General features: G+C 64.7%; 20 protein-coding genes. 10 read left to right on the forward strand and 10 right to left on the reverse strand.

Translation table 11 applies throughout. The annotated features are described in order from the left end of the window. Window positions 1-48: 48 nt before the first annotated feature. The 3 genes from AB5I84_RS02260 (at window position 49) to AB5I84_RS02270 (ending at window position 4,180) form a co-directional block, all read left to right on the forward strand. Window positions 49-960, forward strand: a complete 912-nt coding sequence (locus AB5I84_RS02260) for an alpha/beta fold hydrolase (protein WP_369454205.1) — start codon at window positions 49-51, stop codon at window positions 958-960. A gap of 515 nt (window positions 961-1,475) precedes the next feature. Continuing rightward, a complete protein-coding gene (locus tag AB5I84_RS02265; protein ID WP_369454206.1) occupies window positions 1,476-2,861 on the forward strand; it encodes a solute carrier family 23 protein in 1,386 nt (461 codons plus the stop codon). 116 nt (window positions 2,862-2,977) lie between these two features. Beyond that, on the forward strand, window positions 2,978-4,180 hold the full coding sequence (locus tag AB5I84_RS02270) for a porin (RefSeq protein ID WP_369454207.1): 1,203 nt from the start codon (window positions 2,978-2,980) through the stop codon (window positions 4,178-4,180). Window positions 4,181-4,196: 16 nt separating this feature from the next. Here AB5I84_RS02270 and epmA read toward each other — a convergent pair whose 3' ends face one another. Together epmA and efp are read right to left on the reverse strand one after the other, a co-directional pair. Beyond that, window positions 4,197-5,132 (reverse strand): EF-P lysine aminoacylase EpmA, encoded by a 936-nt coding sequence (epmA, locus tag AB5I84_RS02275; protein WP_369454208.1) that lies wholly within the window; start codon window positions 5,130-5,132, stop codon window positions 4,197-4,199. Further along, complete coding sequence (efp, locus tag AB5I84_RS02280) at window positions 5,132-5,701, reverse strand: elongation factor P (RefSeq protein ID WP_369454209.1); 570 nt, start codon at window positions 5,699-5,701, stop codon at window positions 5,132-5,134. Before efp ends, epmA begins: the two co-directional genes overlap by 1 nt. Window positions 5,702-5,825: 124 nt before the next feature. Here efp and epmB point away from each other — a divergent pair, with 124 nt between their 5' ends. Both epmB and AB5I84_RS02290 read left to right on the forward strand, forming a co-directional pair. Further along, a complete protein-coding gene (epmB, locus tag AB5I84_RS02285; protein ID WP_439650204.1) occupies window positions 5,826-6,830 on the forward strand; it encodes an EF-P beta-lysylation protein EpmB in 1,005 nt (334 codons plus the stop codon). 212 nt (window positions 6,831-7,042) lie between these two features. Further along, complete coding sequence (locus AB5I84_RS02290) at window positions 7,043-9,112, forward strand: EAL domain-containing protein (RefSeq protein WP_369454211.1); 2,070 nt, start codon at window positions 7,043-7,045, stop codon at window positions 9,110-9,112. Window positions 9,113-9,130: 18 nt separating this feature from the next. Here the strand turns inward: AB5I84_RS02290 and serB are convergent, their stop codons facing one another. Beyond that, window positions 9,131-10,381 carry a phosphoserine phosphatase SerB gene (gene serB / locus AB5I84_RS02295; protein WP_369454212.1) on the reverse strand — a complete coding sequence of 417 codons (1,251 nt, stop codon included), beginning with the start codon at window positions 10,379-10,381 and terminating at the stop codon, window positions 9,131-9,133. Between the two features lie 151 nt (window positions 10,382-10,532). Here serB and AB5I84_RS02300 point away from each other — a divergent pair, with 151 nt between their 5' ends. Beyond that, window positions 10,533-11,714, forward strand: a complete 1,182-nt coding sequence (locus AB5I84_RS02300) for a hypothetical protein (protein WP_369454213.1) — start codon at window positions 10,533-10,535, stop codon at window positions 11,712-11,714. A 259-nt stretch (window positions 11,715-11,973) separates the two neighbouring features. On the opposite strand, the gene asd is transcribed toward AB5I84_RS02300, so the two are convergent. Beyond that, window positions 11,974-12,873 (reverse strand): archaetidylserine decarboxylase, encoded by a 900-nt coding sequence (asd, locus tag AB5I84_RS02305; protein ID WP_369454214.1) that lies wholly within the window; start codon window positions 12,871-12,873, stop codon window positions 11,974-11,976. Window positions 12,874-12,962: 89 nt separating this feature from the next. Beyond that, window positions 12,963-14,006, reverse strand: coding sequence for a small ribosomal subunit biogenesis GTPase RsgA (gene rsgA / locus AB5I84_RS02310; protein WP_369454215.1), 1,044 nt, complete (start codon window positions 14,004-14,006; stop codon window positions 12,963-12,965). A gap of 135 nt (window positions 14,007-14,141) precedes the next feature. On the opposite strand from rsgA, the gene orn reads away from it, so the two are divergent. Then, window positions 14,142-14,687: an oligoribonuclease gene (gene orn, locus AB5I84_RS02315; RefSeq protein WP_369454216.1), complete on the forward strand. Its 546-nt coding sequence runs from the start codon at window positions 14,142-14,144 to the stop codon at window positions 14,685-14,687. A 3-nt stretch (window positions 14,688-14,690) separates the two neighbouring features. Here the strand turns inward: orn and fabR are convergent, their stop codons facing one another. Further along, window positions 14,691-15,356 carry an HTH-type transcriptional repressor FabR gene (gene fabR / locus AB5I84_RS02320; protein WP_369454217.1) on the reverse strand — a complete coding sequence of 222 codons (666 nt, stop codon included), beginning with the start codon at window positions 15,354-15,356 and terminating at the stop codon, window positions 14,691-14,693. 156 nt (window positions 15,357-15,512) lie between these two features. Between fabR and AB5I84_RS02325 the strand changes: the two genes are divergently transcribed. After that, a complete protein-coding gene (locus AB5I84_RS02325; protein ID WP_369454218.1) occupies window positions 15,513-16,571 on the forward strand; it encodes a flavin reductase family protein in 1,059 nt (352 codons plus the stop codon). Between the two features lie 13 nt (window positions 16,572-16,584). Beyond that, a complete protein-coding gene (locus AB5I84_RS02330) occupies window positions 16,585-17,703 on the forward strand; it encodes a fatty acid desaturase family protein (RefSeq protein WP_369454219.1) in 1,119 nt (372 codons plus the stop codon). On the opposite strand, the gene AB5I84_RS02335 is transcribed toward AB5I84_RS02330, so the two are convergent. Continuing rightward, on the reverse strand, window positions 17,684-18,832 hold the full coding sequence (locus AB5I84_RS02335) for an MFS transporter (protein WP_369454220.1): 1,149 nt from the start codon (window positions 18,830-18,832) through the stop codon (window positions 17,684-17,686). The genes AB5I84_RS02330 and AB5I84_RS02335 overlap by 20 nt on opposite strands. Before the next feature lie 101 nt (window positions 18,833-18,933). Here AB5I84_RS02335 and AB5I84_RS02340 point away from each other — a divergent pair, with 101 nt between their 5' ends. Next, window positions 18,934-19,716: an AraC family transcriptional regulator gene (locus AB5I84_RS02340; protein ID WP_369454221.1), complete on the forward strand. Its 783-nt coding sequence runs from the start codon at window positions 18,934-18,936 to the stop codon at window positions 19,714-19,716. Here AB5I84_RS02340 and AB5I84_RS02345 read toward each other — a convergent pair. From AB5I84_RS02345 to AB5I84_RS02355, 3 genes are read right to left on the reverse strand one after another with little or no spacing between them, the layout of a single operon-like run. After that, window positions 19,677-20,420 (reverse strand): GntR family transcriptional regulator, encoded by a 744-nt coding sequence (locus AB5I84_RS02345; protein ID WP_369454222.1) that lies wholly within the window; start codon window positions 20,418-20,420, stop codon window positions 19,677-19,679. The genes AB5I84_RS02340 and AB5I84_RS02345 overlap by 40 nt on opposite strands. After that, window positions 20,420-22,012: a gamma-glutamyltransferase family protein gene (locus tag AB5I84_RS02350; RefSeq protein WP_369454223.1), complete on the reverse strand. Its 1,593-nt coding sequence runs from the start codon at window positions 22,010-22,012 to the stop codon at window positions 20,420-20,422. Before AB5I84_RS02350 ends, AB5I84_RS02345 begins: the two co-directional genes overlap by 1 nt. A 24-nt stretch (window positions 22,013-22,036) precedes the next feature. Continuing rightward, complete coding sequence (locus AB5I84_RS02355; RefSeq protein WP_369454224.1) at window positions 22,037-22,870, reverse strand: sulfite exporter TauE/SafE family protein; 834 nt, start codon at window positions 22,868-22,870, stop codon at window positions 22,037-22,039. Between the last annotated feature and the right edge of the window lie 227 nt (window positions 22,871-23,097).

Below are 23,097 nucleotides of genomic sequence, written 5' to 3' on the forward strand. Positions count from 1 at the left end.
GCAGGGCTGACGTAAGGTTTGCCAATCCTGTTAGCGATGGACGCCTCGATGACCTCCACACCTGTGCGCAGCGGCGAGCTGCAGCTGCCTTCCGGCATCACCCTTTGTTACGACGACCGTGGTCCGGAACAGGGCACACCGCTGCTGTTCATCATGGGGCTGTCCTGTCAGATGGTGTTTTGGCCCGAGTCGTTGCTCGATGATCTGGCGGCGCGTGGCTACCGCGTGATCCGCTTCGACAACCGCGATGTGGGCCTGTCCTCTCGCCTGCGGTTTCCGCAGCAGCACAGTCCGCTGGCGGCGGTGGCGCGCGCCACACTGGGGTTGCGATTGAAAGTCGGCTACACCCTGCACGACATGGTCGATGACACCATCGGCCTGCTCGATGGCCTCGGTATCGAACGCGCGCACCTGATCGGCGTGTCGATGGGCGGCATGATTGCCCAACTTACCGCCGGCAAATTCCCGCAGCGGGTGTTGAGCCTGACCTCGATCATGTCCAGCAATAACAGTCGCTGGCTGCCACTGCCGTCGCTGGGTGCACTGAAGCTGCTGCTGGCGCCGAAGGGCAATATCCGCACTCGTGAGGATTACATCGCGTACGGCTTTGAATTCATCAGCACCATCGGCGGCACGCTGCCTTGGAGCCGTGCCCTGCTGGAGCAGACGTTTGGCCAAAGCTGGGATCGCGGGCTGTATCCGCGCGGCATTCAGCAGCAGCTGTTCGCCATCTTTGCCACCGGTGATCTGACGCCGTGGCTGAAGCGGGTGCAGTGCCCGGCCACGGTGATCCACGGCAGTGTGGATCCGCTGATCCGTCCAGCCGGTGGGCGCGCATCGGCGCGCCATATTCGTGGCGCCAAGCTGGTGATCATTCCCAACATGGGCCACGACCTGCCGGACCCGGTACTGCCGCAAATCGCTGACCTCATAGACGAAACCGCCCGCCGCGCCGGCTGAGGTCCTGCCGCGCCCTCTGCAGAGGGCACACACCGGCCGCCCTTCGCCAGCGACGCGCTGGCTTCTCCCCTGCACTGTCTTCGTCCCGCGGTTGATGCGCTTAAGGCTCGCCACTTGCTGGCCTCAGAACCGTCTGTCGCCGCCATCAATCGCCCGACGGCCTTCGCTGTGACATCAAGCACTTGGGTGTATTTTTTATCAAAATATAGGTTAATTACTATATCTAGGTATTTGTAATCCCATAATCTTTGCGGTTTAAATCTGGGCAGCCCGGCGGAATGGAACGCCCGGGCCACAACAACAACAGCGTTACACACCCAGGTGACCGCAATGGATATTGCCTTTTTGCTGCCTCACGGCGCTGCCGGCCGTTGGCCGGCCCGACGCTACGCCCTGCCTACCCTCGCTGCTTTCATGTCGCTGCCTTGTGGCGTTGCGGCAGCGGTCGCCCGATCCCGATAACCACAACAACAGCGGCCTGCCGCACTTGGTCGGTAGTGCCCTCTGGAGGCGTTATGCAACGCAAATCGTTTCAGCTTTATCAGCGCGCCGACGGCGCCGAGCAGCCCTACTGGCCGTTGGGGCCATTCAAGGTGCGGCTGCCGTTAGTGCATTACCGCTGGGAAATGGCAGAGATGCTGCAGGGGTTCATCATGTTCGTGGTCAGCCTCGGCATGATCCCGCTGCTGGAGAAATACCTGGGCCTGCCCTATGACGTGGCGTTGGCGTACGTGGTGGTGTGTGGCATCGGCTTCATGCTGCCGGCATTGCTGGGTGTGCCGTTGGTGCCGGGTTGGATCACCCCGGCGATTCCAGTGGTGCTGTTGTTCCTCGGTGATTACGCGCCGGGGCCGGAAGCGATTCAGGCGCTGTTCGCGTTGCAACTGCTGGTCTTCTTGATCTTCCTGGTACTGGGGCTGACACGCCTCGGCAGCACCATGGTGCGCATCGTGCCGAACTCAATGAAGGGCGGCATTATCATCGGCGCCGGCCTCGCCGCGCTGATGGGAGAAATTTCCACCGGTGGGCGAGTCGCCAACACGCCGATCTCGTTGATTGCTGGCAGTTTGATCTGCCTGTATTTGATGTTCTCAGTGTCGTTCAAACACCTTACCGAGCGGCGCCCGGCGATGCGCAAGATCGTCAACTACGGCATGGTGCCGGGTATGTTGGTGGCGATCGTGGTCGGTATCGCCATTGGTGAGTACGACATGCCGGATGTGCGCTGGGGGATCACGCAACCGGCGTTCGGCGAAATGTGGTCGTACCTGCCGTTCGCGGTGGGCTTGCCACCGCTGAAGTTGTTCCTGCTGGCAGTGCCCACCGCCGTGATCGCCTACATCATTGCTTTCGGCGACATCATCGTCGGCCAATCACTGATGCAACGCGCCGATGAACTGCGCACCGATGAAAAAATCGAGCAGAACGTGGACCGTATCCACCTAGTGACCGCGCTACGCAACGCGCTGCATGCGTTCTTCGCACCCTATCCGGGACTGGCCGGGCCGCTGTGGACCGCAGTCGGCGCCACCATGGCTGAGCGTTACAAGTACGGGCGCGCGGCCATGGAATCCATCTATAGCGGTGCCGGTACGTTCTGGATCGCCGGCTTCATCGCCCTGTTCATGCTGCCGTTGGTGAGCTTTTTCCAGCCGGTGCTGCCCATTGCGCTGTCGTTGACGCTGGTGCTGACCGGCTACATCTGTCTGATGGTTGGTTTTGAGCAACTGGAGAACAACACCGAGCGCGGCATCGCCGGCACCATGGGGGTGGTGTTGGCGGTCTATGGCGCCGGCTGGGGATTGGCAGCGGGCGCGGTGCTCTACCTGCTGATCGAGCGCACCGGATTGCTGCGCATGGCACCGGTGAGCCAAGGCGGCGCCTCCACCGACGCCGACTGAAACCCTACGGGGCCGTCCGGTCCCGTTTCTCGATTTACACGTTGACCTGCGGGAGCCGGATGCCCCCGCAGGGTTGTGCCGTGGGCGCCGGTTGCGTCCTCATCAGGAGAGAGTCAATGAGCATAACAATCCGATTGGCAGCGGCCGCTGCCGTGCTGGCGCTATCGCCACTGCTTGGCGCTGCGGAGCGGGATCTGGCAGCAGAGCTGGATGCGCTGCGCGCTGAACTGGCTGCGCTGCAGCAGGACACCGTGCAGCGCGTCCCCGGCGGCGGCCTGCGTTTGGGCGATACCACCCTGCGTCTGGGCGGCTATGTGCGTGGAGACATGTCGGTGTCCAATCACGGCTACCAGAACGGCACCAACAACGAAGTGGTGGTGGCTTCCGGCGTCAAGGCCACTCGCCATGACCGAGGCTGGCGCACCGGCTTCAGCGCGCGCCAGTCGCAGCTGTATCTGAGCACGGTGACGCCGTTTGGTGAGCAGGCGCTGCGCACCCATGTGGCGGTGGATTTCTACGGCAACGATATGCAAGCCAACGAGTTGGTCAGCAACAGCTACGCGCCACGCCTGCGCGAAGCGTACGGCAGCTATGGCGGTTGGTTGGTGGGGCAGACGTGGTCCACGTTTACGGATTTGCAGGGTGTGGGTGACCTCCTTGCGTTCGGGCAGCACGCCAGCGTCAACTTCGTGCGTCAGGCGCAGGTGCGTTACACCCGTGGGAGCGATGTCGCCAAGCTGGAGTTGGCGCTGGAAAACCCGGAAGACACCGGCCTCGATCATCAAGACGTGCCGGACACCGTGGTGCGGCTGAGTACCCGGCAGGCGTGGGGGTATTTGTCGGCCGCCGCGGTCGCGCGCCGATTGCGGCTCGATGATGCCAGTGGCCGCGACGCACAATGGACTGGCGCTTACAGCGTAACCGGTCGCTTCCCGACCTGGGGTAAAGATGACCTGCGGCTGCAGCTCAACTACGGCAACCTCGGCCGTTACATGGGGTTGCGCACTTTTGCCGATGCAGTGGTCGATCAAGGGCAGATCAGCGATGTCACCGCCTGGGGTTACTCGGTCATCTACCGCCATTACTGGACTGAGCGGCTGCGCAGCTCTGCGGCGTGGTCCGACAGCGGCTTGCGTGACCAACAGGATTACCAGCCGGGCACCAACCGCCGCTACCGCACCGCGTCGGTCAACCTGCTGTGGTCACCGCTATCTGTGCTTACTTATGGCATCGAGTTGCAGCACTACCAGTTGCAGGAGGTCGGTGGCCGTCGCGCTGATCTGGCGCGCGTGCAGCTGGCGGCGCAGTACAGTTTCTGAGGGGGGGCCGCGCCGGTCAGGCGCGGCTGTGATCGAACGCCAGCACGCTGCGGATATCGTCGCACTGCAGCTGGCACATCAGGATGCGGTCCAAGCCCATGGCGACGCCGGCACTGTCCGGCAGGCCATGGGTCAGGGCCGCCAGCAGCCACGGGTCCGCCTGCATCGGCGGCCGCCCCTGTTCTAGACGCCACAATTGGTCCTCGGCGAACCGCACTGATTGTTCGCCGGCACTGGTCAGCTCGTCGTAGCCATTGGCCAGCTCGTAACCGCCGAAGTAGATCTCGAAACGACGTGCCACAGTGTCGCCGGCCGCGTCGGTTTCGGTACGCGCCAAGGCCGCTGCCCAACCGGGGAAGGCGTCCACCACGGTGAGTTGATCGGTCGGCAGTGACGCCTCCACGACGGTGGCCATCAGGTAATCCACCAACTCTTCCCGCGGCAGTTCTGGTAATTCGCTGTCAGCTTGTGCGCGGGCCTGTAGTTCAGCCAGCGGCGCGTTAAGCGGATCCAGGCCGGTGGCTTCGAAAAATAACGTGCGGAACGCCACCCGGCGCACGTTCGCCACGGGCAGCAGCGTACGCAGCAAGTCTTCACACTCGCCGATCAGTAGCTCCAGCGACCAGCCGGGGCGGTACCATTCCAGCAGTGAAAATTCAGGGTTGTGGCGGCGTCCGGCCTCACCGTCGCGAAATACTCGCGCGATTTGGTAAATGGGCCCGCTGCCGGCGGCCAGCAGCCGCTTCATGTGGTATTCGGGGGAGGATTGCAGGTAGCCGTAGCCGGGCACGTCGATGCATTGAATGTGCCGATCGGTGACGCCATGGGCGGCGAGGAAGGGCGTTTCCACTTCCAGCACCCCGCGCTGTTGAAAGAATTGCCGCACCGTCTGGTTGAGACGGGCCCGGGCCACAAGGGCCCGGGTGTCGGCACCGGGGCGCCAGTCGATCATCAGTCTTTAACGCGGCTGACATACTCGCCGGTGCGGGTATCGATCTTGATCACTTCGCCGGTCTGCACGAACAGCGGCACACGCACGGTGGCACCCGTGGAGACCTTGGCCGGCTTGCCGCCGGTACCCGCGGTGTCGCCCTTCAGGCCGGGATCGGTTTCGATGATTTCCAGCACCACGAAGTTGGGCGGCGCAACCGACAGCGGCGCACCGTTCCACAGGGTAACGGTGCACATGTCTTCTTCTTTCAGCCACTGCAGCGCTTCGGACACGGCAGATTCATCCGCGCCCAGTTGCTCGAAGCTTTCCGGGTTCATGAAGTGCCAGAACTCGCCGTCGCTGTAGAGATACTGCATCTCCACGTCCATGACGTCGGCACCTTCCAGCGATTCGCCAGATTTGAAGGTACGTTCCCACATCTTGCCGGTCTTGAGGTTGCGCAGGCGCACCCGGTTGAATGCCTGGCCTTTGCCGGGCTTGACGAATTCGTTCTCGACGATGGCGCAGGGATCGCCGTCCAGCATCACCTTCAGGCCAGACTTGAATTCGTTGGTAGAATAGGTCGCCATGTACACACCCACAGTCAGAAGAACCGGAATTTTGAGGGCGTAATGATAACTCAGCAGACCCCGTCTTGGCAGACTCCCCGTGGCGGGCATTGAAGTGGCTGAAATCCAAGCCCTGCCGGCCCCGTTGCGAGTGCCGCTGACCGACCTTGATGCCGTGCCCCGTTGGCAGCAGGCGCAAGCTGATCTGATCACTGATCCCGAGGAGCTGCGCCGGCTACTGCAGTTGGAGCATTTGCCGTGGGCCGATAGTGGCTTTCCGCTGCGGGTGCCCCGTGATTATGTGGCGCGCATGCAGCCCGGTGACGCGGCGGACCCGCTGTTGCGCCAAGTGCTCAACAGCCGCGAGGAACTCGCTGAGGTGGCGGGCTTTACCACCGATCCGCTGGCGGAGGCGGTGCATACCCCGGTGCCCGGTGTGTTGCACAAGTACCATGGCCGCGTGCTGCTGGTGGTCACCGGCGCCTGCGCGGTGCACTGCCGTTACTGTTTCCGGCGCCACTTTCCTTACCAAGAGCATCTGCCCACCCGCGACCGATTGGACGAGGCGTTGGCATGGTTGGCAGAGCAAACTGATGTCAGTGAAGTGATCCTCAGTGGCGGCGACCCGCTCAGCCTCAGCGACCGCCGCTTCGGCCAGCTGCTGGAGCGTCTCGCGGCACTGCCGCACCTGCGCCGGTTGCGGGTGCATAGCCGCTTGCCACTGGTGATCCACGGCCGGGTCACTGACGCGCTGCTGGCCCAGCTTGGTGACCCGCGCTGGCGTTCGGTGCTGGTGCTGCACGCCAATCATGCCCATGAACTGTCGCCGCAGCTGGCTGACGAAGTGGCGGCGCTGCGCCGCGTCGGCGTGACCGTGTTGAATCAGGCGGTGCTGCTGCGCGGCGTTAACGACAGCGTGGCGGCGCAGGAGCAATTGGCCATGAGCCTGTTTGACCACGGGGTGCTGCCGTATTACCTGCACCAGTTGGATGCGGTGGCCGGCGCCGCCCATTTTGCGGTGCCGGATGCCGACGCGGTGGCACTGCATGAAGCGCTGCGCGCGCGCTTGTCCGGCTATCTGCTGCCGCGCTTAGTGCGCGAACTGCCGGGCGATCACAGCAAAACGCCGGTGGCCGCCGGCTGCGGTTGAACCACACGGCGACGGCTTTGTGATACAAGTCACGCGCTGGTCGCCGGGATAGGTGACACTGGGCGCTTCAACATCGTTAAATTGTTGAAAATGACGCCGCGGTAGACGGCAGTCACGCATATCAAGGGGTGCAGGGAAAGCACGGGATCACGGCGGCGCGGGGGCGCCGCCGGTCCGTTTTCGGCGTTGTTGTTCTCGGTTCTGGGGCCTTCATGATCTACAAACTCGATTCCATCCGTATTCTGATCGCACATGAGTCACAGGACGTGGCTGAGCAGTTGATGAACAACCTGCGTAACGCCGGCCGCGCCACCCGTGCCGAGTTGGTGCTGGGTGAAGAAGCGTTGCTGCGCGCCTTGAAAGGCGCGTCCTGGGACCTGCTGCTGACGCGCGAACAGTTCGGCGGCTGCAATATCGATACCGTCATGACCCATTTGCAGCGGCTTGAAAAAGAGCTGCCGGTGGTGCTGCTGGCTGAGGATTTCAGTGCCGCCACGTGGCGCGATGCCCTCAGTCGTGGCGTGCAAGCGGTGGCGCCGGCGGACGACCGCGAACTGATCATGCTGCTGGTGGATCAGCAGCTGGAACGGGTGCAGCAGCGTCGGACTCTGCAGGAGCTTGAGTTGTCGCTGCACGAGGCGGAAAAGCGCCTGTCGGTGCTGATGGACCAAAGCCGTGATGCGATCGCTTACGTGCTCGATGGCATGCATATCGCCGCCAACGAGAACTACTTGGAGCTGTTCGGCTACGGCAGCGCCGATGATCTCGCCGGCATGCCGATCATGGACATGGTGTCGGCCGCCGACCACGAACGCCTCAAGCAACTGCTGCGCAGCCGCGCACAGGACGAAAGCCAGACCCAAGAACTCGAATGCCGCGGCGTGAACGCCGAAGGCGAGGAGTTTGCCGCGTTGTTCGTGTTCTCGCCGTCGAGTTACGACGGTGAAACTTGCACTCAAATCGTGATCCGTAGCGCCGGCGTCGACGAGTCGGTGCTGGAAGAAAAGCTGCAGGCCATGAGCCAGCAGGATCTGGTCACCGGACTGCCCAATCGCCACTGGATGATGGACCAGCTCGACGCCACCCTCGCCGATGTGCGCAAGCGCGGCACCATGGCGGCGCTGGTATACCTGCGCATCGATCGGTTCGAAGAGCACCAGAGCGAAGTCGGCATCGACGGCGCTGACCAAGCGATGAAGTTGCTCGCCGGTCGGCTGCGTGACATGGCCGGTGCCGACACGCGTCTGGCGCGTACCGGTGACGAAGAGTTTGCCGCGCTGATCCCGCTGGAAGATCGTGACCAGGCGCCTGCGCTGGCGGAGCGCGTACGCGAAGCGGTGGCCGCATTGATGCCGGCAGTGGCCGGCCGCACCTTGCACCTGACGGCGTCGGTGGGAGTGGCCTTCGTGCAGGAAAACAGCCGCACCGGGCAGGCGGTCCTGACGCGGGCGCTGGAGTGCTGCAATCGCGCCCAGCGCGCCGGCGATGGGCGCGGCAACGCGGTGTATGTCTACGATCCGCTCGATGATGTGGAAGCCGGTTCTTCGGAAGCGGTGCTGCTGACGCTGTGCCAAGCGCTGTCCCAAAACGGGCTGGCGCTGATGTATCAGCCGCTGATGAACCTGGAAGACGAGCAGGACCGCTTCCACGAAGTGTTCGTGCAGTTGCCACAGAAAGACGGCGACGACTTGGCGCCGGACACCTTCATGCCGGTGGCCGCCGAGCACGGATTGGCCGGCAAGGTGGATCGCTGGGTGATCATCCACGCGTTGAAAGCCATGGCGCGTCACGGCACCGCGCTGCGGCTGTTGATTAATCTCAGCGGTTATTCATTGCAGGACCAAGAACTGGCGCCGTGGATTGCCAAGGCCGCCAAGGCTGCCAAGGTCGACCCGGCGCGGTTGGTATTCCAGATCACCGAAGCAGATGCCAACACCTTCCTCAAGCAAGCGCAGGTGTTTTCCGAGCAGGTTGGTGTGTTGGGCTGCGGCTTCTCGATCCGTCGCTTTGCCGGTGGCATCAACCCGTTCAAGGTGTTCGAGCATGTGTCGGCGGGCATGGTGAAGTTCGATGGCAGCTTCACTCAAGAGCTGGACAACCCGCAGTCGCGCGAGACGTTCGCCGGGCTGATCGCGGAAGCCAGCGAACGCGGCAAGCAAGTGATTGTTGGTTTCGTGGAGTCCGCGCAGCAGATGCAGACGCTGTGGACGCTGGGCAACATCCGCTACCTGCAGGGTTATTACCTGCAGGCGCCGACGTCGAATCTGGTGGTGGACGAGTAACCGGCGCGGCCGCCGCCGTTAGGCGTGCGGCCGCTGTTGGGCGGCGAGCAGCTCGGCCTGATCGCGGTCACGCACCCCGATCAGGTACAGCACACCGTCCAAGCCGAGCGTGGAAATCGCCTGTTTGGCATTTTCTTTCACCAGCGGCTTGGCGCGGAAGGCAATGCCGAGGCCGGCAATGCCGAGCATCGGCAGGTCGTTGGCGCCATCGCCCACGGCAATGGTCTGCTCTAGGCTGATGCCTTCCTGCGCGGCAATGGCCCGCAGTAGAGATGCCTTGCGCTGACCGTTGACGATGTCGCCCACCACCCGGCCGGTGACCTGGCCGTTCTCAATCTCCAACTGGTTGGCGTACACGTAATCGATGCCCAGCAACCGCTGCAAGTATTCGCCGAACCAAGTGAAGCCGCCGGACAAGATGGCGGTGCGGTAGCCCAGTGCCTTGAGGGTGCCGATCAAACGCTCGGCGCCTTCAGTGAGGCGAATGCGTTGTTGCACGCGTTCCAGTGCGGCGGCATCCAGTCCTTTCAGCAGTGCGACGCGCTGGCGGAAGCTTTCGTCAAAGTCCAGTTCACCGCGCATGGCCTGCTCGGTGATCGCCGACACCTGCTCGCCAACCCCGGCCTCGGCGGCCAACTCGTCAATCACTTCCGATTCGATCAGCGTCGAGTCCATGTCGAACACCACCAACCGGCGGTTGCGGCGGAATGCGGAATCTTTCTGGAACGCGATGTCCACATTCTGCTGGTTGGCAATGTCGAGGAAGGCGGCGCGCATGGCGGCCACGTCCTTGGGCTCACCGCGCACCGAAATTTCGATGCAGGCGCGGGCATCGGGATTGGCTTCTTCGTCGTCCAGCCGCACCCGGCCAGACAAGCGGTTGATGTTGTCGATGTTGAGGTCGTTGTCCGCCACCACCGCGGTCACCGCGCTCAGTTGGCTGGCGGTAATCCGCCGCGCCAGCAGCGTGATGATGTAACGGTCTTTGCCCTGGCCGGCCACCCACTCTTCATAGCGCGGCAGGTCAATCGGGCGGAAACGCACCGAAATGTTCAGCTTGTGCGCTTCAAACAGCAGATCCTTCAGCATCGGCGCTGCCTGTGCGCCCACCGGCACTTCCACCAGGATGCCCAGCGACAGGGTGTCGTGAATCACCGCTTGGCCCATATCGAGAATGTTCAGGTGGTACTGGGCCAGAATGCGGGTAAACGCCGCCGTTAAACCCGGACGGTCGTTGCCGGAGACCTGGATCAGAATGATGTCGCGCACGCAGCAGTCCTCATCATAACCGGAGGGCAGAAATCGGGGGCGCATAGAGTAGCAGCAAAGCGCGCAAGGGGGCATGCGTGCCGCAGTCGCTGGGCTATACTGCGCGGCAACCGACGAAACCCTCAATTCAACCGACCAAGGGAGAGCGCCAATGTCCGCGTCCGGCGCGACCTGGCGGCAGTGGCTGGCCACCGAAGGCAATCTGCTGCGTGATCTGGTGATTTTGCTGCTGGCGTGCATTGCGCTGGGGCTGTACTTCCTCGAGCGCATCGATCACCAGGTGCAGGTACAACGTGAACAACAGCTGCGCGAGATCGCCGCCGTGGTGGCGGAGAACGCCGCCGAAGCGGCCGCCGCCGGCGATCGGGTGAGCCTGAATGTGATGGCGCGACGGGCGGTGGCTCAGCGTTCAGTGCAGGCGCTGCGCTTTGAAAGTGCCACGGGCCAGCAGCTGGCGGTGAGCGGCGAGGCCGAGGGGCCGGCGCCCACCATCCAAACCATCAAGCTGGCCAATGGCAGTGTGGTGGGGTTGGTACAGCTGTGGCCGAGCTCGGCGGCGCCGGAGCGCGAGCCGGTGGAAGCCGGTTTCGTGCTGCTGACGCTGTGCTTGCTCGGCTTCCGGGTGCTGTTTGAAGGGCTGTCCCGGCACCTGCGCGGAGAGCCGATTCTTGGTCGTCCGCCGGCGCCGGTGGACGATGACTGGGACGCGATGATGCCCGCCACGCCGCCGGGCCCGGCGGCGGTGCTGCGAATCGGTCTGGCGCACCGCGCCCACCTTGATGCGCGTTACACCCCCGGCCTGTTGGAAACCATGCTCAAGCCCTGGCAGCAACTGTTGGAGCGTGCGGTGGCACTGTACGACGGCCGCTGCGACGGCGCGCTGGGTGAGGACTGCGCCGTGCTGTTCGAAGGCGATGCCGAAGAAGCCGCCTACCGCGCGGTGTGTGCCGGCACTCTGTTCTTGATGGCCGCCGGTAAGTTGTCCGAGTGGCACCACCAGGATGGCCGCGTGGCGCTCGGCTTTAGTGCGTTGGTCACCGGCGATGCCGATGACCTGTCGGCGCTGGGCTGGTGCGAGCAGGGCCCGGTGGGCGAGTTGATGGTGCCGGTGGCCGAGCTGCTGCCGCTGGCGCTGGACCGCATCGCGGCCTGGCAGGCCGATGCCGCACTGACGCTGACCGAGGATGACGACGTGGCAGTGGCGGTGCGGTTGCAGCCGTTGGGGCCGCTGGTGCAGCGTCACCAGGAGCGGTTGGAGCGGCAGTCAGACGAGCTGCTGTTAGCGGCGGTGACCGCGTTGCCGATGCCGGAGAACCAGACTTCGCCGGCCTGATGGGCAGTGGTGCGGCGCCCCGGTGCTAGCAACCGAAGAGCGACCATTAAAAACGGCGGGTGCCTAGGCAGCCCGCCGTTTTAATGGTGCTGTTCTGCGCACTCTCAAAGACGTAGCGCTGGGATGGTGCGGTGGAGCTGTATTCGGAGGTCTATTGCGGCTGTCAGTGAGCGCTGCTATTGCGGTCATCTGGCTGGGGCAGTGGATGTGCGCCAGCTACCAGAACCGGCGCACAAGCCCGCCGCTGCGGGCCAAAGGTTTATTCGTCGCTGGCCAAGATCGGAATATCGGCCGCCGCTTTCAGCAGTTGGCCGATATCCTCACCCATACGTACCGGGCTCTCCATGCCCAGGCCGGCGCGCCATTGGCAGGCCCCCGGAGCAAACAGCATTACCACTGTGGAACCCAGCAAAAAGCGGCCCAGCTCATCGCCTTTTTCCAGCGTGATCGGGCCCTCGGTGTAGCGGGTACGGGTAATCTCGCTCGGCTGCGGGGTGACTTGGCCGGCAAATACCGTTTCGATGCCGGCCACGATCATGGCGCCCACCAAGACCATTGCCAGCGGGCCTTGCTCGGTGTCGAAGATGCACACGGCGCGCTCGTTGCGGGCGAACAGGCGCGGAACCTGGCGGGTGGTGGTCTGGTTTACTGAGAACAAGTCGCCGGGTACGTAGATCATTTCTCGCAGCGTGCCACGCACCGGCATGTGGACGCGGTGGTAGTCGCGCGGTGACAGGTACACGGTGGCGAAGGTGCCGCCATCGAATTCTGCGGCCAGGGCGCTGTCGCCACCGAGCAGTTCCTGTGCCGAGTAGGTGTGGCCCTTGGCTTGCAGCAGTTGGCCGTCGCGCAGTGCGCCAAGCTGGCTCACGGCGCCATCCGCTGGGCAGGCGATGGCGTCATGCGCGGCGGCGATGGGGCGAGCTTCCGGCTTCAACGCACGGGTGAAGAAGGCGTTAAAGCTGGGGTAGGCATCGGCGTCTTCAATCTGCGCTTCGCTCAGGTCGATGTCGTACTGGCGGTGGAATTGGCGGATGAAGGTGGTCTTGATCCAGGAAATCTCGCTGCGCGCCACCCAACCCACCAGCCGTGATACCAGGTGCTGGGGCAGCAGGTGCTGCAGGATGACGAACAGGCGTTCAAACAGGGTGGCTTCCATTGACGTCGGATCCTCCAAGGGACGGGCGGAAAACCGGCTCATTCTGACCAATGGCGCCGGTTGTCACAAATGCATTTGTGGCGCGGCGGTCAGGCCGGGGTATAGCGGGCGCGGGTATCGTCGTCGAGGGTCTCGGCGATGCGGAAAAAGTTGTCCAGACGTTCTTCTGCCACCCGCCCATCCGCCACCGCCTGGTGCAGTGCGCAGCCCGGTTCGTGGCGGTGCGAGCAGTTGCGGAAGCGGCAGCGGCCGGCCAGTGGCGCCAGATCGGTGTAACCAGACAGCAGCGTCGGCTCATCAATGTGCCAGAGGCCAAATTCGCGAATGCCGGGGGAGTCAATCAGCACGCCGCCGCCGGGTACATCGAACAGCTGCGCGGTGGTGGTGGTGTGCTGGCCGAGGCCGGAGCGCTCCGACAAGGCCCCAATCGCCAGCGCCGCTTCGGGCAGTAGCGCGTTCACCAGCGACGATTTGCCGACCCCGGATTGACCAACAAAGGCGGCGCAGTGACCGGTCAGTGCCGCGCGCAGTGCATCCAGCCCAGTGGCCTCGGTGGCGGATGCCTCGATCACCGGGTAGTCCAGGTCGGTATACAGCTTGCACAGCTCATCCATGTAAGGACGCAGCACGTCATCGACCAGGTCCGCTTTATTGAGCACCAACACCGGGGCGATGCCGGACAGTTCCGCCGCTACCAAATAGCGGTCCAACAGTTGGCTGGATGGCACCGGCAGCGGTGCGAACACGATCAACAGCCGGTCGAGGTTGGCGGCCACCGGCTTCAGGTTGCCGTAAAAATCGGGGCGCCGCAGTTCGGTGCGGCGCGGTTCCAGCGCCACCACCACGCCATCGCCGGCGCTGCGCGGGGGCTGGAAGAACACTAAATCGCCGACCACCAGTTGTGGCAAGGTGGCGCGGAAATGACAGCGCAAACGCTCGCCGGGGCGTGCCTGCGCTTCCACTTCGACTTTGCTGCCGTAGTGGGCGGTCACGCGGCCGGCCTCGGTGTCGCCGAGCTCGTCGGCCACATCGCTGTCCAGTCGCTGCTGGCGGCGCCGGGCGCGCTCCAGTCGTTCGTTCTGGATCTTGTCGATGCGCCAGCGCTGGCGCCGGTTGAGTTGGCGTTTGCTCATGGGGTTCCTCTTGGCATGGCGACCATGATCGGCATATTCGCCGCCGACTCAAGGGAAACCTTCACCCGCTGACGGCAAGTGGTACAGTGCCCGACAGACCGTGGCCGCACGGTGCAGTGCTACAGGAGTGACGCCATGAGCGACCGCAAACAAAACCTGATCTGGATCGACCTGGAGATGACTGGGCTGAACCCGGACCGGGATCGGATCATAGAAATTGCCACCATCGTCACCGACAACCAGCTCAATGTGCTGGCCGAAGGGCCGGTGCTGGCGGTGCGCCAGCCGGAAGCGGTGTTGGCGCAGATGGACGAGTGGAACACCACCACCCATACCGGCTCCGGGCTGCTTGACCGCATCCGTGAACAAGGGGTGGAAGCAGACGAGGCCGAAGAGCAGACGCTCGCGTTCCTGCAGGAGTGGGTGGACCGGGGGGTGTCGCCGATGTGCGGCAACAGCATTTGTCAGGACCGCCGCTTCCTGTGGCGTGGCATGCCGCGGCTGGAAGAGTACTTCCATTACCGCAACTTGGATGTGTCCACGGTGAAGGAGCTGACCCGCTGCTGGGCGCCGGAGATCCTCGCCGGGTTCCGCAAACAGGGTACCCACCAAGCGCTGGCCGACATCCGGGAGTCGATTGCTGAGCTGCAGTTTTACCGTGGCAAGGTGTTTTCGATCTGAGTATTACAGCGGGGCCTGATCCAGGCCCCGTGCCATCGACTGGGTGCCGAGGATGATCATGCGCACCATGGTCGAGACGTCATCTACGATGCGTGGGTGCTGGTCTTCCGGCAGGTCCATGGCGGTGGCACCCATGGCGAACACCAGTCGGGTAATGGCGCGCGCCACCAGTTCTGGCGTGTGCACACCGGTGCCCCGCAGCTTCGCCAGCCGGACTAAATCCTGGCACAACTCTTCCTCGAAGAAGCACAACTGGGCTTCCACCGCGTCCTTGAACGCTTTCGAACCCACCGACCCCTCGCGCAGCAGCAGCGGCAAGTACTGCTGGTCGGCGCGCAGCTGTTCCATGAAGGTTTCCACCGAGCCGTGTACCACGCTCTGCTCGACGGAGGCGCGATGACGGGCCTCGCCGATAATCTGGCGCAGGGTGGTGCCAGCTTGGCTAATCAGTGCGACCGCCAGCTCGTCCACATCACGGAAATGGCGGTAAAAACTGTTTGGTGCGATGCCGGCTTCGCGGGCGATCTCGCGCAGGCTAAGCGTAGAAATACTGCGGTGCGGGCCGACCAGTTGCAGTGCGGCGTCCATCAGGTCCCCGGCAGTGATCACTGCCCGGCGGCCCAGGTGGGGGCGGGGGGCGACGCGATCGGTGGGGCTGGCACTGTCCATAGAAAGGCTCGCAAACGGCAAAAGGCTGGGGATGATACCGCAACAGCGCCGATCAGCGCCGCCATCGGCGTCTGGACGAGTATATATACAAATGTATATTATCGCCCGTCTTCGCGTTGCGGCGATTGCCGCGCGCCCTGATTTAACGAGGTGCCGATGCACACCGAGTCTGCCCTGAAGCGCTGGCTGTCGCCGCTGGTGGATCCCAAGATTTTTGATTTTTGGGCCGCCCACCTGTCCCGCACCTGGCGCTGGGAACGACGTTTGGCACGGGTGTCTGCCGTCACCGCCGCCGCTGACGGCGCCACTACCCTGACCCTGCGCTGGGGGCGCCGTGCGCCGGCGCTGCTGCCGGGCCAGCACGTCAATATCACCGTCGACGTGGCCGGTGTGCGCCATACCCGCGCTTACAGTCCAACCGTGCTGGATGCCCGCCAATGGCAGATCACCGTGCGTGAACAGCCCGGAGGCTGCGTCAGCCATTTCCTCAGCGCCCCGGAGCGGGTGGGCAGCACGCTGGAAGTCAGCGCCGGTTTCGGCGACATGCTGTTGCCGCAGGACCAGGCGCCTTGGCTGCTGCTGGCAGCCGGCAGTGGCATCACGCCGTTTCGTAGCCTGCTGCGCGCTGCAGCGGCGGCCGATGCGCTGCCGCCGTCAGTGACCCTGCTGTATTGGGCTGACCGCGCGGCGTCGCTGTGCTTTGCCGATGAGTTTGACCAATTGGCGGCGGACCATCCGCAGTTTCGTTGGCAGCCGCTGCTGACCCGTGAAGGCGAGGCGCCGGCGGCGCGCATCAACGCCGAACAGCTGGCGGAGTGGGCACCGCTGCTAGCCGGCAGTCGGGTCTACAGCTGCGGGCCGGCCGGCTTTGTCAGCAGCGCCGAAGCGCTGGTGGCGGGGCAGGCATTGCAAGTGGTCAGCGAAGCGTTTTCACTGCCGCCACTGCAACCCGCCGGCGAGCCGGTGACCATTACCTTGGCCCGTTCCGGGCGGCAGCTGACGGTGCCCGGTGGCACGCCGCTGCTGGCCGCGTTGGAGCAGGCCGGCGAGCGGCCGCCCCACGGTTGCCGCATGGGCATTTGCAACACCTGCTCCTGCGGCAAGCAGGCCGGTACCACCGAAGATTTACTCAATGGCGCACTCAGCGCCGAACCGATCACTGCGCTTCGGCTGTGCGTGAGCAGCGCGCGCTCCGATCTGACTTTGGACCTGTGAGGAAGTCCCGACCATGAGCCTGTCCCCCTCTCCGAGCCGCGCCCTGACTGCGGCGGAAGTCGAGGCATTTGGCCGCGAAATCGATGCGGTGCGTGAGCGCGTCGAAGCAGAAGTCGGTGAGCGCGATGCGCGCTACATCCGCCGCGTCCACGCTGCAGTGCGTTACACCGAAGCGGCCGGTCGCGGGCTGCTGTTCCTGGGCCTGTTCCCGCCGTTCTGGCTGCTCGGCACGTTGCTGCTGGGGTTGTCGAAGATCCTTGAGAACATGGAGCTGGGCCACAACGTCATGCATGGCCAGTACGACTGGATGAATGATCCTCAATTCAACGGCAAGACCTACGAATGGGACATCGTCGGCACCTCTGACAACTGGCGCCATACGCACAACTTCAAGCACCACACTTACACCAACATCAAGGGCATGGACGACGACATCGGCTATGGCCTGCTGCGGCTGTTCCCAGAGCAGCGCTGGCGCCCGTTCTACCTGTTCCAGCCGTTCTTTAGCGTGATTTTCGCGCTGCTGTTTCAGTGGGGGGTGGCGATCCAAAACCTGCGCATTGGCCGTCTGTTCGCCGGTCGCATGAGCAAGGGGGAGTTCCGCGAAGCGGCCAGCCCGGTGGCACGCAAGGCCGGGCGCCAGCTGCTCAAGGACTACGTGCTGTTTCCGCTGGTGGCGGGGCCGTTCTTCCTGCCGGTGCTGCTTGGCAACGTCGTCGCTAACGGCATCCGCAACGTCTGGACCTGGCTGATCATTTTCTGCGGCCACTTCACCGCCAATGCGGAGGTGTTCCCGAAAAGCGTGCTGCGCAACGAGACCCGCGGCCATTGGTACCTGCGCCAGATCCGCGGCTCCTCCAACCTCAAGGGCGGCCGGCTGATGCATATTCTGTCCGGTAACCTCAGCTTCCAGATCGAGCACCACCTGTTCCCTGATCTGCCGGCCTACCGCTACGCCCAAGTGGCGCCGGAAATCCGCGACATCTGCCAGCGCTACGGGGTGCATTACAACACCGGTTCACTGTGGCGCCAGTTTGGCCAAGTGTGCTGGCGCATCGTGCGCTACGCCTTCCCGAGCAAGTATGTGCCGGTGGAGCGTCGTCAGCTGGTGGTCAGCGAAGAGGCATCCTGAGCGTGGGGCGGCGCCAGCGGCTGGCTTCGGCCAGCAGCACCAGCGCCGCGCACGCTAACAACACCCCGCCCAGCTGGTCGGCATGGCGTGACAGCCCCAGCCCCGCCGCCAGCACCAGGTAATAACCCAGCCCCAGCAGGGCACCGGCGGTGCCGCGGCACTCGTCATAGTCCGCCAGCGCGGCGGCCAGCAGGTTCGGGATCGCCGCACCATAGGCCACCGCCGCCAACGCGGCCGGCACCATCGCCCATAACTGTGCGCCGGCCCACAGGCTCAGCAAGCCACACCCACCCAACCAGATGAACGCGCCCCAAAGCAGTGGCCCGGCGCGGCCGATCCGTGCCCGCAGCTGGCGGTTCAGCCAAGCGCCACCCCAGACCGCCGCCGCCACCAGTCCGCCACTCAAGCCAAACAGCAGAGTCGGCGCGCCGAACGCTTCAAACTGGAACGGCGCCAGTTGGTAGTAGGCAAACAGGCTGACGTTCATCACCCCCACCTGCAGCGCTATGCGCAGTACGCCGGGATCGGTGAGCATGCGGCGTAAGGTCGGTAGCACCGGCGCTACGGTCTGCTGCGGCGGGCGGGTTTCGGTCAGGCCGAGGGCGCTCCAAACCAGCAACAGCGCTGCCAGCAGTGCCAGCCCGGACAGTGCTGCGTCGAGCCCACCGCTGCTCACCAGCAGCGCGCCGGTCAATGCGCCCAAGGCCGGGCTCAATGCCAGCGGCAGGCCAAGCTGGGCAAACCGCGCTGCCAACGCCTCGCCCTGCCACAGGTCGCGCAGCATGGTTTGGGTGACGATGGAGCCCACCGCTGCGCCCAGCGCGGACAGCATGCGCATCAGCAGGAACAACTCGAAGTCACGGATCACCAGTGCGGCACTGGCGGCGGCCAGATAAAGGCCGAGCCCCCACAGCAGAGTGGCGCGGCGGCCGATGCGGTCGCACAGCCGTCCCCACAACACGGTGCCGACCGCGAACGCGACGAAGTACCACGACAGTGTCTGGCCGGCAGCGGCGGCGTCCACCTGGAAACGGCTGGCGATGGCCGGCAGGGCCGGGCTGTATAGGGTTTCAGCCAGCTGCGGAAACATCAGCAGCGCGGCCAACAAGGGCAGGGTCGGGCGAGACACGGTAAGGCTCCGCAATAATCGGGACGCCATTGTGTCGGGGCGGAGGTTGGGCGGTTATATTGATTCGGCCAATTAATCCATCAAATCGGACAGGAGGCGCCATGTGGCTGGCGGCGGATGCGGTATTTGACCCGGACCAAGTGGCGGCGCCGGTGGTCGGCATTGCCTCCACCCTGCGTGAGCACGACTCTGGCCTACATTGCCACCGGCGCGGTCAGGTGCTGTTTGCTCGTCATGGCTGCATTCGGCTAACGCTGGCGGACCAGCGTGGGGTATTGCCGCCGCAGCGGGCAGCCTGGATTCCGCCGCAGGTGGTGCACCGGGTGCAGCTGCATGCTGTGGTGGGTTACCGCTCGGTGTATGTGGACGTGGCGCGCTGCCCCGGTTGGCCGGCGCAGCCCAAGTTGCTGGACGTGCCGCCGCTGCTGCGCGAGGTGCTGGAGCAGATGGCGCTGGCGGCGGCCGACACCGATTGGCAGCAACACGAAGCAGCGGCTTGGCTCACGCTGTGTCGATTAGGCGTGCTGCGGGGCGCAGAAGTGCCGACTTGGTTGCCGCTGCCCCGTGACCGGCGGCTGGCGGTGCTGCATCAGGATCAATTGCCGCCGCCGCTGCATCAGCTGGCTGCCACCGCCGGCGCCAGTGCGCGTACGCTGACACGGTTGATGCGGGCTGAAACCGGCCTTGGCTACCAGCAGTGGCGCCAGCAATGGCGGCTGTTGAAGGGCATCGAGATTCTGGCCGGCGGGGCTCGCCTGGCCGATGCAGCGGCAGAGCTGGGGTTCGACAGCGATACGGCGCTGGTGGCATTTTTCCGCACCATGACCGGCACCACGCCGCGCCGTTATTTGGCCGTGGCAGAGACTAGTGCAGTGGAAGGCTGACTCGCTCCCGCAGTGGTGCTGTTAGCGCAGTGGGCGCTAGCGCCGGACTCACCCGCCGCGCTGGGCAGTTGCTGCAGCGCGCTGCGTTCGGCGTTGCCCAAATGGCGGCGTAGCAACTCGGCCGCGCGGGCGCCATCGCCACGTACCACCGCCAGCACGATGTGCTGGTGCTCAGCATGGGAAGCGGCGCGCCGCTCAGGGCTTTGGAATTGGGCGCGGCGGTAGGCTTGCACCCGGTCGCGGGCCGCCAGCGCGGCGGCATACAGGTATTCGTTATGCGCGCCGCGGAACAGCAACTCGTGGAACAGCAGGTTGGCGCTGTCGTAGGCGTCGGCGTCGTCGGCTGCCAGCAGCCGCGCGGCGTCGAGATGGGTGGCCAGCAGCAGTTCCCGCTCGGCGCGGGTCATGTGCTGCGCCGCTCGTTGTGCACACAGCGCTTCCATATCGGCGGCGTACTCGAACATGGCCGACAGCTGCGCCGGGCTGACATCGCATACGAACACCCCGCGTCGCGGATGGTGCTCGGCCAGTCCGGCGCTGACCAGTGCTTGCAATGCTTGGCGCAGCGGTGTGCGGGACACGCCGTGACGCTGCGCCAAGCGCACTTCATCCAGCCGGGTGCCGGGCGCTAACTGGCCGGCGAGGATCGCATCGGCCAGTTGCTGGCGCACCTGCTCCGCCAGCGGCGGCGCCGGCCGCTCCATCAGTGGGCGGCCACGATGCCGTCGGCGCGCGGGTCGGTGGCGCCTTCCAGCACGCCATCGGCGTGGCGCACGATGGCACCGGCATGGCCCATGGTGTCGCTGAACGGGGCGTCCAGTACTTCCACGTTGTGGCCGGCATCGACTAGTGCTTGCACCAACGCTGGTTCAAAGCGGCTTTCCAGTTTCAGCGTGGTGGTGGTGTCGCCCCAGGTGCGGCCCAGCAGCCAGCGCGGTGCGGTGATGGCTTGCTGCAGCGGTTGGTTAAACAGCGCATAGCGGCTGAACAGCGCCGCCTGCGACTGCGGCTGTCCTTCGCCACCCATGGTGCCGTAAACCATGGTGCGACCGTCGTCGAAACGGGCCATCGCCGGATTGAGGGTGTGGAACGGTTTGCGGCCCGGCTGCAGCGGATGAGCGCCGTCGGCATCGAGCGAGAAACTGACACCACGGTTCTGCCACAGCAGGCCGGTTTGCGGCAGCACCACACCGCTGCCGAATTCCCAATAAATACTCTGGATAAAGCTCACCGCGTTGCCGTACTGGTCAATACAGCCCATCCAGATGGTGTCGCCAGGTTGGCCCGGGTGGGGCCACGGTAGTGCGCGCTGGCGGTCGATGTTGCCGGCCCGTTGGCGGATCGCCTCGGCGGTGAGGAACTCGGCCACATCCACGGTCATATGAGCCGGGTCGGTGCAGTGAGCGTCGCGCACGATGAAGGCCTGCTTGGTGGCTTCCACCAATCCGTGCACATGGTCGAAGCCTTCCGCCTCGGTAATGCCAAGCCGCTCGAACATGCCGAGGATCATCAGCGAGGCCATGCCTTGGGTGGGCGGCGGTTGGTTGAACAGGGTGGCGCCGTTGAGGCGGGTGGAGAGCGCCGGCAGCACCAGCGATTGGTGCCGGGCAAAGTCTTCGAGGCGCAGCGGGCTGCCCACTGCCGCCAGATCGTCGGCTTGGGCACGGGCCAAGTCGCCGCGGTAGAAGTCATCCAGGCCGGCGCGGGCCAGTTGCTCAAGCGTGTCGGCCAGCGCTGGCTGGCGGAACACCCAGCCCTCCGCCGGCGGCCGACCTTGGTCGAGGAATTGCTCGGCAAACCCCGGTACGTTAGCCAGCGCGTCGAATTTCGAAATGCTCAGCTCCGCTTGGCTGCGGCTGGTGGCGACGCCGTTGCGGGCGTGGTGGATGGCATCGGCCAGCAACCGCGACAGCGGCAGGGCCGGGCCCCAATCGGCAGCGACATTGCGTGCTTGCTGCCAGCCGCCAATGCTGCCGGCCACGGTCAGGGACGCCAGTGGGCCGCGCTCGGGAATCTGCTGCACTCCACGTTCGCGGTACCACTCCGGCGTTGCCGCCAGTGCCGCCGCGCCGCAGGCGTCCACCGCCACCGGATCTTGACCCGCGCGGGCGATCAGCCAGAAACCATCGCCACCGATGCCGTTCATGTGCGGGTACACCACGGCGATGGTGGCGGCGGCCGCCAGCATTGCGTCCACGGCATGGCCGCCTTCTTTGAGCACATCGCGACCGGCCTGGGCGGCGAGGTGGTGCGGTGCGACCAGCATGCCGCCAAGCGAGCGGGGGGTATTGAGCATGTCAGCAAATCTCCAAAGCAACGTTCACAGCAGGTCGGCCACCATGCGGGCCGACGTCAGCAACAGGAACAGCGCGAACAGGCGCTGTAAATGGCGGGCATCAAGGCGGCCGGCCAGCCGCACGCCAAGCGGTGCCACCAGCATCGTTAGCGGCACGATCAGTGCCACCCCGGCCAGGTTCACATAGCCCAGCGACAGCGGCGGCAAACTGGGAGCCTGCCAGCCTTGCCAAAGGAAACCCAGCGCGCCGGGCAGGCTGATCAGCATGCCGATGCCGGCTGCGGTGCCCACCGCCCGGTGCATTGGGTAATTGAACGCATTCAGTGCCGGCACGCTCAGGGTGCCGCCGCCGATGCCCATCAGCGTCGAAAAGCCGGCGATCACCAGCGCCATCAATTGGTTCCAAGGCGTGCCCGGCAGTTGCTGGCCGAGTCGGCCCGGGCGGCTGCCGAGCGCCATGTGCAGTGCTACCAGCACCGCCACTGCCGCAAACAAGCCGGTCAGTACTTGGCCCGCTACCAGCGCGGACACCAGGATGCCCGCGAGAGAGCCCAGCAGCAGCGGCACTGCCCAGCGGCGCAGCAGGGCGCGGTCGAGGTTGCCGCGCGCGTCATGGGCGCGGAACGACATGAACGAGGTCGGGATGATGGCCGCCAGCGAGGTGCCGACGGTGAGGTGCATGCGCACCGCCTCATCCACGCCGAGGCTGCCGAACAGGTAGTACAGCATCGGGACCACCACGATGCCGCCGCCGACGCCAAGCAAGCCGGCCAGTAAGCCGGCCACGCAGCCAGTCACCACTAGCGCGCCGAGCAGGCCCAGCAGCCACAACGGGTCATGATGCAGCAATGCGTCCACAGAGGTTCTCCGGGCGAGCACAGGGGGCGGGCATGATGGCAGTGCTGAAAGTGCCTTGTATACAGGAATAAGTGAAATGAATTCATGTGCTTGCCAGAGCCGGCTTACATGCATGTTTTTGCTGACACAGGCTTGCACCATGTTGGTGCGCAATGCTGCCGCGCCGCTGGCGCGCAGCACTGTTCCCGTCATCAAACTCGGGTACACTGCGCGCCATCAATGGCATC

It is taken from the genome of Alcanivorax sp. REN37, assembly GCF_041102775.1.
GTDB lineage: Bacteria > Pseudomonadota > Gammaproteobacteria > Pseudomonadales > Alcanivoracaceae > Isoalcanivorax > Isoalcanivorax beigongshangi.